This is a genomic window from Paenibacillus sp. TSA_86.1, from assembly GCF_052691815.1.
On the sequence record NZ_JBQZGE010000005.1, the window covers coordinates 74,792 to 88,309 of the forward strand.

General features: G+C 47.5%; 13 protein-coding genes. 11 read left to right on the plus strand and 2 right to left on the minus strand.

The annotated features are described in order from the left end of the window. Positions 1 to 20: 20 nt before the first annotated feature. A complete protein-coding gene (locus tag ACUTVW_RS13110; protein ID WP_445646210.1) occupies positions 21 to 1,376 on the plus strand; it encodes a sodium-dependent transporter in 1,356 nt (451 codons plus the stop codon). A gap of 154 nt (positions 1,377 to 1,530) precedes the next feature. Continuing rightward, on the plus strand, positions 1,531 to 2,652 hold the full coding sequence (rlmN, locus tag ACUTVW_RS13115; protein WP_445646211.1) for a 23S rRNA (adenine(2503)-C(2))-methyltransferase RlmN: 1,122 nt from the start codon (positions 1,531 to 1,533) through the stop codon (positions 2,650 to 2,652). A gap of 104 nt (positions 2,653 to 2,756) precedes the next feature. Here rlmN and ACUTVW_RS13120 read toward each other — a convergent pair whose 3' ends face one another. Then, complete coding sequence (locus ACUTVW_RS13120; RefSeq protein ID WP_445646212.1) at positions 2,757 to 3,212, minus strand: GNAT family N-acetyltransferase; 456 nt, start codon at positions 3,210 to 3,212, stop codon at positions 2,757 to 2,759. 216 nt (positions 3,213 to 3,428) lie between these two features. Here ACUTVW_RS13120 and ACUTVW_RS13125 point away from each other — a divergent pair, with 216 nt between their 5' ends. From ACUTVW_RS13125 to ACUTVW_RS13145, 5 genes are all read left to right on the plus strand, one after another. Continuing rightward, positions 3,429 to 3,869 carry a MarR family winged helix-turn-helix transcriptional regulator gene (locus ACUTVW_RS13125; RefSeq protein WP_445646408.1) on the plus strand — a complete coding sequence of 147 codons (441 nt, stop codon included), beginning with the start codon at positions 3,429 to 3,431 and terminating at the stop codon, positions 3,867 to 3,869. A gap of 82 nt (positions 3,870 to 3,951) precedes the next feature. After that, positions 3,952 to 5,064, plus strand: a complete 1,113-nt coding sequence (locus ACUTVW_RS13130; protein WP_445646213.1) for a glycosyl hydrolase — start codon at positions 3,952 to 3,954, stop codon at positions 5,062 to 5,064. A 26-nt stretch (positions 5,065 to 5,090) separates the two neighbouring features. Continuing rightward, the gene (locus ACUTVW_RS13135; RefSeq protein ID WP_445646214.1) at positions 5,091 to 5,966 is read left to right on the plus strand and encodes a diguanylate cyclase domain-containing protein; all 876 of its coding nucleotides are present in this window, start codon (positions 5,091 to 5,093) and stop codon (positions 5,964 to 5,966) included. An 18-nt stretch (positions 5,967 to 5,984) separates the two neighbouring features. Beyond that, positions 5,985 to 6,128 carry a hypothetical protein gene (locus tag ACUTVW_RS13140; RefSeq protein ID WP_167375743.1) on the plus strand — a complete coding sequence of 48 codons (144 nt, stop codon included), beginning with the start codon at positions 5,985 to 5,987 and terminating at the stop codon, positions 6,126 to 6,128. Then, positions 6,121 to 7,416, plus strand: a complete 1,296-nt coding sequence (locus tag ACUTVW_RS13145; RefSeq protein ID WP_445646215.1) for a glycosyltransferase family 2 protein — start codon at positions 6,121 to 6,123, stop codon at positions 7,414 to 7,416. The genes ACUTVW_RS13140 and ACUTVW_RS13145 overlap by 8 nt, the downstream gene beginning before the upstream one ends. Before the next feature lie 203 nt (positions 7,417 to 7,619). On the opposite strand, the gene ACUTVW_RS13150 is transcribed toward ACUTVW_RS13145, so the two are convergent. Further along, positions 7,620 to 8,405, minus strand: coding sequence for an ABC transporter ATP-binding protein (locus tag ACUTVW_RS13150; protein ID WP_445646216.1), 786 nt, complete (start codon positions 8,403 to 8,405; stop codon positions 7,620 to 7,622). 534 nt (positions 8,406 to 8,939) lie between these two features. Here ACUTVW_RS13150 and ACUTVW_RS13155 point away from each other — a divergent pair. The 4 genes from ACUTVW_RS13155 (at position 8,940) to ACUTVW_RS13170 (ending at position 13,456) form a co-directional block, all read left to right on the plus strand. Next, a complete protein-coding gene (locus tag ACUTVW_RS13155) occupies positions 8,940 to 9,860 on the plus strand; it encodes an ABC transporter permease (protein WP_445646217.1) in 921 nt (306 codons plus the stop codon). Between the two features lie 29 nt (positions 9,861 to 9,889). Further along, positions 9,890 to 10,771, plus strand: a complete 882-nt coding sequence (locus ACUTVW_RS13160; protein ID WP_434748845.1) for a carbohydrate ABC transporter permease — start codon at positions 9,890 to 9,892, stop codon at positions 10,769 to 10,771. Between the two features lie 82 nt (positions 10,772 to 10,853). Further along, positions 10,854 to 12,449 carry an extracellular solute-binding protein gene (locus tag ACUTVW_RS13165; protein ID WP_445646218.1) on the plus strand — a complete coding sequence of 532 codons (1,596 nt, stop codon included), beginning with the start codon at positions 10,854 to 10,856 and terminating at the stop codon, positions 12,447 to 12,449. A 38-nt stretch (positions 12,450 to 12,487) separates the two neighbouring features. Continuing rightward, positions 12,488 to 13,456: a LacI family DNA-binding transcriptional regulator gene (locus tag ACUTVW_RS13170; protein WP_445646219.1), complete on the plus strand. Its 969-nt coding sequence runs from the start codon at positions 12,488 to 12,490 to the stop codon at positions 13,454 to 13,456. Positions 13,457 to 13,518: the final 62 nt, after the last annotated feature.

Sequence of the window (13,518 nt, forward strand, 5' to 3'; positions counted from 1 at the left end):
AAAGTGATGGAGTAGATACAATGAATTTGAGTAAGTCTGATCTGGACCCAAACAACGCTGGTAAAGGGGAACGATTCTCGCGCGCCGGTTTCATTCTGGCGGCCATCGGTAGTTCCGTGGGTCTCGGTAACATGTGGAAATTCCCATATATCACGGGTGAAAATGGTGGAGCGGCATTTTTCCTGCTGTTTATTGTCTGTCTATTGCTGATCGGTCTGCCTGTATTGCTTGCGGAGCTGGCTATTGGACGCAGTGGGCGGGGGAGTGCAGCTACGGCTTTTATCAAAGCAGGTGGACACAAAGGCTGGCTGGCAGCCGGATTACTGCAAGTATTAACACCGTTTATTATTCTGTCCTTCTATGTGATTATTGCGGGCTGGACATTGCAATACGCCGTAACTTCGTTCAGCGGCACATTGTTCAACAATCCGGATTATGGCGCACAATTCGACAGTTTTGTCGGTGGCTATATGCCAATTGTATGGCAGTTGGTTTCTGTCCTGATCACAGGCTGGATTGTTGCGAAGGGTGTATCGAACGGAATCGAGAAGTTTAACAAAATTCTGATCCCAGCCATGCTGGTTCTGTTAATTGTACTGATGATTCGTGCAGTTACACTGCCGGGATCAGGTGCCGGGGTTTCCTTTTTCCTGAATCCGGACTTCTCCCAGCTTACAACAGAGTCGGCACTGGTTGCGCTTGGACATGCCTTCTTCTCGCTGTCGCTGGGTATGGGTATTCTCGTAACGTATGGTTCGTATGTGGATAAAAGCCAATCTCTCGGTGCAGCAACAGTGGCCGTAGGTGCGGGTGACTTGCTCTATGCTTTTATTGCGGGTCTGATTATTTTCCCGACGACCTTCTCGTTTGGCATCGCGCCTGACCAGGGGCCTTCCCTGATCTTCATTGCGCTTCCAGCAGCATTCTCGGCGATGCCGATGGGATTCCTGTTTGCGGGATTATTCTTTGTGTTGCTGGCGATTGCAGCGTTGACATCAGCGGTTTCGCTGCTGGAGGTTCCCGTAAAATACTTCATGGAGCGTCTCTCCTGGAGTCGTAACCGTGCCGTATGGATCATCTCTCTCGCTGTTTTCATCGTAGGGCTGCCTTCCGTGCTGTCGCTCGGACTGTTCCCGGAGTGGAAGATTGGATCAAAGAATGTATTCGACTGGCTTGATTTTGTAGCATCCAACATTTTGCTGCCTGTAGGCGGATTGTTAGTTACGATCTTTGCGGGATACTTTTGGAAAACAGCTGCTGAGGCAGCTGGTCTAAGCTCAGGATGGTTCCGCATCTGGTTGTTCATGCTTCGTTATGTAGCACCAATCTTAGTCCTGCTTGTTCTGCTGCATACGTCTGGCATCATTCACTTCTAGGACGGCCTGCGCAGATTTACCAAGCATAAAACCTCTTGGAAGAAATGCAAAAGCTCTTGTGTTCACCTGATAATTTTGGGACAATACAGAGTAGAGGTTTTTTGGGTTACTTGACCGATGAACCATATGTTTTTCGCGAAAAGAGGTTTATATCATGATTAAATCATCCATATATGGATTAACATTAGAGCAATTACGTGCCTGGCTGCCCGAACATGGGCAGAAGAAATCCCGTGCTTCTCGTATCTGGGAGTGGTTATACCAAGACCGGGTTCATGATTTTACGGGTATGTCCGATGTCCGTCAGGAATGTGTAGATGTACTGGCTGAGCATTTCACGATGAATTCACTGAGTGAGCATGTGAAGCAGGAATCAGCAGACGGTACGGTGAAGTTCCTGCTCCGACTGCAGGACGGCAACTTGATCGAGACTGTGCTTATGCGGCAAAAGTACGGCTTGACCGTCTGTGTCACAACACAGGTCGGATGTAATATCGGCTGCAGCTTCTGTGCCAGCGGGCTGATCAAAAAAAGCCGGGATCTCTCTGCAGGAGAGATTGTAGAACAGATCATGCATGTACAGCGGCATCTGGATGCGGCGGGTCAAGGCGAGCTTGTCACGAACGTTGTGGTGATGGGCATTGGCGAACCATTTGATAACTTCGAGCATATGAGCAACTTTATCGAAGTGGTCAAGGATCGCAAAGGGCTAGCTCTCGCTGCGAAGCGAATCACGGTGTCCACAAGCGGATTGCCGGATAAAATCAAGGAATTTGCAGACAGCAGTCTGCAGGTAAACCTTGCGATCTCGCTCCATGCGCCGAATAATGAGCTGCGTACACACATCATGAAGATCAACCGGGCGTTTCCGATTGAACAATTGATGGATGCGGTAGATTATTATCTGGAGAAAACAAACAAACGTATCATGTTCGAATACATTCTGCTCCGGGATGTGAACGATCAGCGCGAACACGCTGCCGAACTGGCGGAACTGCTGTCCAGCCGCAAGAGCATGGTCAGTGTAAATCTGATTCCATACAATCCGGTGGATGAGCACAGCCAGTATCAGCGTAGCACCGAAGAGTCTATCTCGGGTTTCTACGATACGCTGAAAAAGAACAACATTAACTCAACTGTACGTATGGAGCATGGGTCGGATATCGATGCTGCTTGCGGGCAATTGCGCAGCAAACAGATGAAGAATAATGCGGAAGCTAGCGCCGATGGGCAAACATCTGCAAAACCAGATACAAGCCGTCTCGCTATGGGATAACGCAAGGCATCTTAGCTTATAATAAACGCCTCTATCCGATCACTGAAGAAGTGAGGATAGAGGCGTTTTTCGAATTGCAGGCCAGATTGAACCTGGGAGCTAATTTAGCTTAATTGAGCTTTACTTAGGCTTTTCGTCATCAGTAGATGGGGAATGCCATCCTCCATGAATACTTCGGAAGCAGGAGTATAGCCGAGACGTTCATAGAACCCAGAGGCTTGCACCTGTGCGTGCAGCTTGGCTTTCTGTAGTCCGTCCTCAATAGCCATTTCCTCCAGTTTGTTGATTAATACACGGCCGAGGCCGTGCTTGCGGTAATCCAGCATGACACAGATACGTTCCAGCTTGGCTACTTGTTCGACGATGCGCAGTCTGGAGGAAGCGGCAGGCACACCGTCCACATAGAGCAAGATATGGCGTGCTTTAGTGCCCAGGGCATCAAATGCATCAAACTCGTCAGAAGCAGGTACACCTTGCTCCTCTACAAAAATGGCCGTACGAATAGCAAAGCACGCATCAAGCAGCTCCTGGGTGTTCGCTTCAACAATAGTTATATTCATGGATAGTTCTCCTTTGCATGATTGGAATCGAATATCGGAATGGAATGGAAAGTGATACACTAAACTAGTGTAGTTATATCATTAATTATGTTGCGAATGCAACAATTTTATAGGGGTGTGAGCTCTGTGAATGAATCAAAAGAACCCAACGAACCGATAGAAGTGCATAAGACGCATGAACAAAACGAACCGAGAGAAGTGCTGCGTGAGATTGGCATGATTGCTCGCTGCCTGGATTCCATCAGCAATGTGGAGTTCCAGCATCTGAATTTGTCCCGCGGGCAATATTTGTATTTGTACCGTATCTGTGAGAACCCTGGCATCATTCCCAACCAGCTGGCTGAACTGATCAAGGTGGATCGTACAACGGCAGCCCGAGCGATCAGCAAACTGGAATCGGACGGTTTTATAGTCAAACAGCCAGCATTGGGTAATAAGAAGAATAAGGTACTCTATCCAACTGAAGCAGGGCTTGAAGCATGGGAGTTTATTCGCAAAGAAGGCGTGCATTCGGATCAGGTTACGCTGAACGGTTTGACGGATGCGGATATTCAGATGGCGATCCAGCTGCTGCGGAAGATGAGACATAACATTGAGGTGGATTGGAAATATGTTAAAAAGGGCGGGCGCCGCTCATACATGGATAACCATGATTAAGTGCACACTTTGGATAAGGCCACCTTCCTTCATCAGAAGAGGCTGGGTTAATCCGTCATATATTCCCGTCAGGAGGAATGGTGTGAAGTTTATTTTTCGGAACAAACGATCATGGTACATATTACTTCTTATTGTTTCATCTGTGGCGATCGTATTGCTATGGAAGGAGCGGTTGGTGATGGATAAGGTTTCGCCTACAGTCGCTTTTGTTGAAAAACATATGACCAATCCGAATGGCACACTTGCAACCTATCTGCAGGATGCACCCTCCCAGAGAGCGGACATCGTTGCAGGGCGAGAGGCATTGTCCGAATCGGTTGGACTGTGGATGCAGTATGCTTTGGCGAGTGATAACGAGCCCATGTTCGAGCAGGCCTACAAGCAGTTCCAGACGTATTATGTGATTAGGCCCGATATGTATATTGCCTGGAAGCTCGATCCGCAGGGGAAAGCCCATGTGGGAACCAATGCGCTGGGGGATGACCTGCGAATTATAGGAGCTTTGTTGGAAGCAGCAGATCGCTGGAAGCAAGGCAGAGCGGACAAGCTGGCGACGGCATCGGCCCTTTCCCGCACGTTGACGCAGCGTACAGAGCAGCAGGGGTACATGGTTGATTTTTATGATTTCAAAAGCGGTCATTCCACGAAAACGCTAAGCCTGGTCTATGTGGATTCGCTCGCTTTGCAAGCTATGAGAGATCATCAGATGCTGGAGCCGGATGCGTATGCCAAGTACGAAGACGTGCTGCATAAAATGCCCGACGATGGATTATTCTATCCGAAGAGCATCGATATAAACACCAAAGCTTATACCTATGATGACAAGGTTAATCTGATTGATCAGCTCATCGTGGCGAATCACGCCATGGAGACAGGGAGTAGACCCGACAAGCTGATTTCTTTTCTGAAAAAAGAATGGGCCACCCGGGGCAAGCTTCCCGGACAGTATGATCGTAAAACGCATAATCCTGCTGTAGAATACGAATCCGCATCAGTTTACGGCCTCGCCATCTTGCTTGCGGTTCGGTCAGAAGATTCAGCTTGGGCGAAGCAATTGTATAAACATATGATTACTTTCCGCGGGCAGGATGCACGTTATCCGGGTGGTTATGTATTTGACGGAAACACTCATTTGTTTGACAACCTGTTCCCGTTGCTGGGAGAAACATATTTGTACAATTTTCTTAAAAATTAAATTATTATTTGCGGACAAGGAGGCCTATGAAAAATAAAGCACCTACCCGACGTCTAGCCTGGGGATACGCCATCTTGATCAGCCTTGCCATCATACAACAGTTTTTCGTGTATCTTCATTTGTACATGAATCAGAGTTATACCAAGCTTGATGTTGTATTAAGCATTGCGTCGCTAGGGGCGCTTGCTTTGGGGCTTTTGCTTCCTGTTGGTGTATCCGCCGTGTTGATATTTGTTTATCTGGTTACCTATTTTGTGTGGCTCGTGACTTTCGCAGAACCGAATGTGCTCGTGTTTTCCTGGTGGCTGCTTATTCCGGCAAATACCGCAATCGCAGCAGTTATTAAGAGAAGACTTGTGCGAAGCGCACGGGTGATTGAACGCCTGGAGCAGATGAAAGATCGCAATCCCGAGGTTGATCTGGATACGACACTGGGCAATAAGGAAGCGTTTGAAGATACATTAGTCAAGCAGAGCAACCTTGCCCGCCGCTATTCGGATTGCTATGGATTCAGTATTGCAATGTTTAAGATTGAATTTCTGCCGCTTGTGTTGGAATCGCTCGGTTCAGTGAGGTATTCACAATTTTTGCTTGAGATATCACAGACGATTCAGAAACAGATTCGATATGAGGATCACAAGTTTTTTGTAGACCGCGGTCGATTTGTCATTTTGTGCCCGATGGTGAATGTGGATTACCTGCCGATGCTGACACGCCGGATCAAGAAAAATATTATGGACCTGGATGTGCTCGACAAAAAGGGGAATGAACTACAGACCGTCATCAAATCCGGTGCGCTGGTGTTTCAGAAGGAACAATTCAGCAAGTATGACAATCTCGACGCTGTTCTTGCTGCACTGGAACGAAACACGGAAACGGATTTAATCGGGGAATATATCTAACAGGAAGGAGCGAGGCTGATGGATTATATGTCCTGGTTTATTCCGATCTGTATTGCCGTGAGTTGTATTTTTGTGGTGTTTACCATCGGATTAACGATTGCAACGCTCCGATTTCGCTCCAGAGTTATTCGAAGGTATGATCGGAGGAAAACGGATGGCTGATTTCATTCTGATCTTGTCGATATTCAGTATTTGGATTGCTGTGTTTGAATCCATCGTCATTATGGCTGGGGCCATTCGTTTTATACACAAGCAAGAGAAGAAGGGCATTCAGATCCCGGAAAATATGGATCTTTACCCGACCGTTACGGTCATGGTACCTGCCCATAATGAGGGTCTGGTCATTGTGGCAACGGTGGAGCATATTTTGCGCCTGAACTATCCAGAGGATAAGGTGCAGGTCATTGTTATTGCGGATAACTGTACGGATGACACAGCGGAACGTTTACAATCATTCCTTGGTCAGACCAGTTATGTACACCGTAATGTCACGGTACTTGAACGCAAAGGCAAGGGTGGAAAATCTGGTGCACTGAACGACGGACTGGAGCTGGCAACCGGCGAATGGATCTGTATATTCGATGCAGACGCTGCACCGGAGCGGAATTCACTCATGTTCCTCGCGCAAAAATCACTGGAAAACCCGGAGCAGTATGGTGTCGTGTTTGGGCGGAACAAAGCCCGTAACCGTGGGCAAAACTTCCTCTCCAAATGCATTAATCTCGAAATTATCACGTCTCAGCGTGTCTACCACACAGGGCTGTGGGAGCTGTTCAAACTGGGAACCATACCGGGTACGAATTATATTATCAAAAGCAAGCTTATCCGTGAAATCGGAGGCTGGGATGTAACCGCCATTACGGAAGATACCGCCCTTTCATTCGAGATCATGAATCGAGGCCAGCTGGTTGCTCTTGCACCGCAAGCGGAAGCGTATCAGCAAGAGCCAGAACAGCTTGGTGTATACATGAAGCAGCGTGAACGCTGGGCGAAAGGGAACTACCAGGTGGTTCTGGATAACATTCATAATCTGTTCAACCGTTCCAGCTGGCGCAACAAATTGCTTGTTCTCTACTATGCTGTCAGTTACTTCTGGTTTATGTTGGCCATTATTGTGTCGGATATCATCTTTGTGGTTAACCTCGTTTACCAGGTTATCGCGATATTCAAACCGGAGGTCAGTTCTCCCTTCCAGTTTGCCGGGGATGCATACGTTTATCTTGTGATTGGTTGGGCATTGATGTACTTTATCTATGTGCTGCAGATCAATCTGGCACTGGCAGCCGATATCGGGCAGAGCAACACCCGTAACTTTATCTATGCGTGCGTATCGTATTTCACGTATGCACAGCTCTTCATTCTGATCTCGATCCGGGCCTTCTACAATCTGCTGATGGACAAAATCCGCAAACGGGAGAGCAAATGGTACAAAACCGAACGTTTTGGTTAGGATGAATCATCTAAGGTATGACGGCAGACGTAGAAGCGGAAGTTATACTCAGATTGGCGAAAGTTCTACACAGAAAACCGTGGATAACACAAGATATAGGAGTGAAAAGCCCAAAAACTATCCACATGTGGATAAGTCTTTGGGCTTTGTCTGTATTTTTGCTCTGCTTTGTTCTGTGTTTTGTATCTTCAATGGGGGTGTTTCTAACTCTTGGTTGTTGCCGCTCTTACATAAACTCGTTCACCATGCTGATCTACTTCTACTGGGGCTTCAAAGAAATCACTTAATACATTCTCTGTCATGAGATCAGAGGTTAATCCACTCCCGAAAACTTCACCCCGGCGGAGTAGAAGGCTATGCCGGAAAACAGGCAGGATTTCCTCGGTATGGTGCGTAACGTAGATCAACGAAGGGGTGTCGGCACGCTCTGTCAGTTCACGGATACTGTCCAGCAGACGTTCTCTGGAGAACAGATCGAGTCCGTTACAGGGCTCGTCCAGAATAAGAAGGCGCGGATTCGCCATCAGAGCGCGGGCAATGAGAAGTTTCTGCTTCTCCCCCTGTGAGCAGGTACGATACTCGCGATCCCACAGATGGTCGCAGCCTAGCGTCTCCATCCAGTGTCTGGCCTGTTCCAGATCTTCGTCCGCAAGCTTGTCATATAAGCCAATCGTGGCGTGTTTCCCACTAATCACGACATATTGTGTGCGGTCGGACGTGTGCAGTTTCTCCTGCAAGGAGGAACTTACCCAGCCAATGGACTTCCGAAGCTCTCTCAGGTCTACATGGCCATATTCATGGCCGAGTACCGAGATGCTGCCTTCCGTAGGCCACAGGTAGCCGGTAATCATATTAAGGAGCGTTGTTTTGCCGGAGCCGTTCAGGCCAAGCAAAGCCCAGTGTTCGCCTTTGTTTACACGCCAGCTGACATCGTGCAACAGGGTGACATGTTCTCTTTTCCAAGTGACATGCTGTACATCAATGATCATTGAACCATCCCTTCTCTCTGATAAATATCGCGCCTCTGCTTCTCAACTTATTGTATTGAACCTGCTATGCAAGTTTCAATAGCTTGTTAAGCTTTAGCGGATGGATCACTGTGCAAGAATACAGCACACACGCCGATCAGGGGCAAAAAGGAACACAGCCGGATGACGAATGAAATGCGGGTACCATGCAATATTCATGTTTGCCCCGAGGGGCATGACTTTTTAAAATAAAAGGGTATCTCTGATTTTGTTGTTGCTAAACATGAAAGACTCTGCTAAGATGAGAAAAAGTTTATGAAAGCGTATACATTTAAAATAAAATTACAACGTTGTAATTGTGGGGGCGGCAAGTGCTGAAAAGACTTAACTGAGGTTCGATAAAGGCTGTATCAACCCAATATTCCTTGTAATCATGCGATATAGTATAGGTTATTACCAAATTGGAATTGGCTATGCAACAGATGATTCGGAGGAACGGATATTTTTTTAATTAAAAATTCAAACGTTGTAATTAGGAATCGAAGGGGAGTGTTTATGTTGAAAAAACGCATGTCCACACTGTTCGGTCTGATCCGGCGGGATAAGTATTTACTGCTGATGTTTTCACCAATCTTTCTGTATTATCTCATCTTTATGTACCTGCCTATGCCGGGTGTGCTGCTTGCCTTTCGCAATTTTATCCCAGGTCAAGGCATGTTCAGCGGCGAATGGGTGGGTCTACGATGGTTTGAACAGTTCGTGAACTCAATCTACTTCTGGCGGCTGCTACGTAACACCTTTTTATTGGCCTTTCTGCCGCTTTTGTTCGGTTTCTCCATCCCCATCCTATTTGCAGTCTGCATCGTAGAGATTAAGAATCGAACCTTTAAACGCTTCGCCCAAACCGTAACCTATCTTCCTCACTTTATCTCCACCGTCGTTGTAGCCGGCATTATTATCAACTTCCTGTCGCCAACAGACGGTATTATTAACACCTTGATCTCGAGTCTCGGCATGGAAAAAGTAAACTTCATGATGGACGCCAGCTGGTTCCGCACCATCTTCACAAGTTCTGATATCTGGCAGAGCTTCGGCTTCAGCTCCATCATCTACATCGCAGCCATTATGGGCATTGACCCTGAGATGTATGACTCCGGTAAAATCGATGGCGTTAACAAATTCCAGGAGCTATGGCATCTCACACTCCCAAGCATCAAACCAACCATCGTCATTCTCTTGCTTCTGTCGCTTGGCGGCATTATGAGCGTAGGCTTCGAGAAAGTATACCTGCTCTATAACGGGGCTACGTACGAAACGGCAGATGTGCTGTCCACTTATGTGTATCGCATGGGGATTGAGGGTCAGAACTATGGCTTCGCCACAGCTATTGGATTATTCAACTCCGTTATCACCTTTATCCTTGTTTTTGCAGCCAATACCATGACTCGCCGCCTGACCAAAATGTCACTCTGGTAAGACACACACTGATCCAAAGGAGAGCCTGTATGCAAAAATCGAGAAGTGACCGATTATTCTATGTCTTCGTCTACCTGCTGACGATCGTGGCGGTTGTTGTTACCTTATATCCGTTCCTGTACGTGGTCAGCATTTCCTTCAGTTCGGTGGATGCCATTGATAAACAGAAAGTAGTGCTCTGGCCCGTAGGGTTTACGCTCTCGGGATATAAGATGGTGCTCCAGTATAAGGAACTCTGGGTATCCTTTTATAACACCGTCTGGTATACCGTTGTAGGCACGCTGCTGAACATTGTAGCCACCTGCCTGGCCGCATTCCCCTTGTCGAGACAGCAATTTTTTCTACGTCGCAAGCTGAACTTCTTCATCGCTTTCACCATGTATTTCTCAGGTGGACTCATTCCGGTCTACATGCTGATTACATCGCTCGGTCTGTACAATACCCGCTGGGTGATGGTGCTGCCTGTACTGGTAATCACATTTAACGTGATGATCTGCCGCTCGGCCTTTGAAGGCATTCCGAATGAAATATTTGAAAGCGCAAGCATTGATGGAGCCAATGAGATGACGATGCTGTACCGTCTGGCTGTGCCGATTATCAAACCTACACTGGCCGTGCTTACGCTGTATTATGCCGTATTCCACTGGAACAACTTTTTTTCGGCCCTCTTATATCTGGGGAAACAGGATATGCAGCCGCTCCAGATGTTCCTGCGAAGGGTGCTGATTATGGCTTCGCCAGAGGTGATGCAGAAGATGGGTGGTACGATGACATCCGGTGCATTGGCGGTTTCATCGCTGCAAGTTCGTTATGTATCTATTGTGGTCAGCATTCTGCCGATCGTCATGATCTACCCGTTTATCCAACGGTACTTCGTTAAGGGGATTACCCTCGGAGCCGTGAAAGGATAGATTGCATCACCCAAGCATCATAATCATTCAAGAAAGTCATTCAAGGGAGTTCAAAAGGGTTCATACCAAGGAGGAATGATGGATGAAAGTCAAAGGGGCAGGAAGAAAAAGTGTAATCGCAGCGATACTGGCAATCAGTTTAGCGGGTTGTAGTGGGGGAACAGGTGCAGGAACCGATGCGGGGAAAACACCAGAGAGTACAGAAAAAGCCTTCAATTATACCGGCGCTGGGCCGGTAACGGATCAACCGGATGCGAAGCTGTCTGTCTTGGCAACCAATGCATGGACCACAAACGTGGATTTATCCACCGCAGCCATCGTTAAGAAAATTGAGAGTAATGCGGGTGTGAAAGTGGATTGGGATCTGATCCCTCCTCAAAACTATGCGGATGCAGTGAATCCAAGACTGGCTGCGGGTACAGGGCTCCCGGATATCGTGTACCTGCCGGATCAGGATCAATTGATGAAGTACATTAACAGCGGTCTGTTCATCCCGATTAATGACCTGGTAGAGAAATACGGCGTTAATCTCAAAAAAATATATGAAAAGTCGCCATCAGTTAAGGCCAGTTTAACAACGCCAGATGGTAAAATGTATTATATTCCACAGCAGACGTTGACCCGTAACTATATGCCTGTGTTCATGTTGAATGAGCGTTGGTTGAAAAAACTGGGGTTAAGCGAACCAACGACGCTGGATGAGTTCACAGCGATGCTGCGCAAATTCAAAACGGAAGATCCGAACGGCAACGGCAAAGCCGATGAGATTCCGCTGTCTATGGAATCGAAATTTGTGCCGATGGCCTTTGGTCCAGCCTTTGGACTTGATCTGTCGAACAATTTCTATGCAGATGATCAAGGCAAAGTGCACTTCAGTTATTATGAGCCTGCCTACAAGGAATATCTGACATACTTGAACGGTTTGTACAAGGAAGGTCTGCTCGGCGTGGACTATGCGAGCACGACAAGCGATCAGGTTACTTCAAGGATCTCCCAGAATGTAACTGGAGCAACGTTTAATTTTAGCTGGTATATGTCGATGGTGTACAGCCCACTCTTCAAGGATTACAAGCCGGAAGAGCCAATCATCAAAGGTATTCTGCCATTAAAAGGGCCACATGGAGACCAGTTCTACATTGGACGTACACCGGTTAGCGGTATCTTCGGCATCAGTAAGGATAGTAAAAATCCGGAACTGGCTTTCCGCTTCCTGGATTATGCAGTCAGTGAAGAAGCACAGACGTATTACACTTGGGGTATCAAAGATGACACGTATACAGAAGAGAACGGCGTGAAGAAGTTCACGGATAAAGGTAAAGACAATGAATATATCCAAAAGCTTGGAATTGGCCCGGTCAATCTGCCTAACATCCAATCCACGGATTCGGCGGATTCCATCGTTGCACCATGGCATGCGAAGCTGGACAAAGAATTAGAGAAGTATGTACGTGAGCCCTTCCCGTTTGTTTATGCTCTGCCAGATGAAGCGAGCGTAGAGAGCATGTCGATGCCTGACATTACCACGTATGTGGAAGAGATGAACTTCAAGTTTATCAGCGGTGACGCAAGCCTGGATCAGTTCGACAGTTATATCGAAACATTGAAGAAAATGAATGTTGAACAGGTGATCGCAGGCAGACAGGCACAATACGATCGCTATAAAGCTGCACAGAAATAAGAGACAGGTTTCAGGCATATGAGAGGTGTTGATTCAATTTGATTACCATTAAAGATATTGCCAAACTGGCGGGGGTGAGCTACAGCACGGTATCGAAAGCACTGAATGATGATCCCCGGATCAAACCGGCGACCAAGCAGAAGGTGCTTGCGATAGCGGAGAAACATCAATATCGAAAAAATATGCTGGCAAGGCAGCTCTCCACCGGCAGAAGCAATATCATTGGTTTTGTGCTGGATGAATTAAGCAACCCTTTGTTCTCCAACATATCGGGCAGCCTGCATACGGAACTGAAGAAGCGGGGATATCAGATGATTCTGGTTGTGGCCGATGACGGGGTGGATGTGTTCAGCCAGCTGCGGGTGGATGGTTGTATTCTGTGGGACTATGCGCTGGACAATCGGGATGCTTTCTGGAAAAAGTTTGCGACCCTTAACATGCCATGTTTTGTACTCGGTACAGATGAAGCTCCGAACTCTCCTTACATCAAGATTGACCGTAAGGAGGGGCTGTACAAGGCCGTGGAGCATCTGAAATCACTCGGTCATAGTCGAATTGGATTCATCGGTAACTCGCAGCATGTCAAGCTGGAGGGATACAGGGAAGCGTTGCAGCGTACAGGTCTGACTTTTAATGAGGACGATGTGCTGCCGGCGTATTCTTCGTGGGAAGACGGGTATTTTGCCATTCGAAATTACACGTTTGGTCCGGAGTCTCCAACGGCATTTATCGGCCTGAATAACCTTGTGACACGGGGAGCACTTCGGGCGCTGCTCGAAGCGGGCTACAGCGTGCCACGAGATATCTCGATTATCGGTTACGATGACTTGCCGGATATGCAGTATGCCGAAGTGGCGCTGACCACCATTGGTCCACCGCTGGATGAGTTGGCTGCTCAGGCGGCAGAGCTGATCGTATCCCTGATCCGTGACGAGCAGGTGGAAGTGCCGGTTGTCATCCAGCCGAAGCTAAACCTGCGTAATTCAACGGCAAAGTGCCGGCAGTAATGCCGGCTTTTTAGTAGAAAGTGAATGTAGCAAGTAACAATAGAAGTGCAAATAGAAAATAA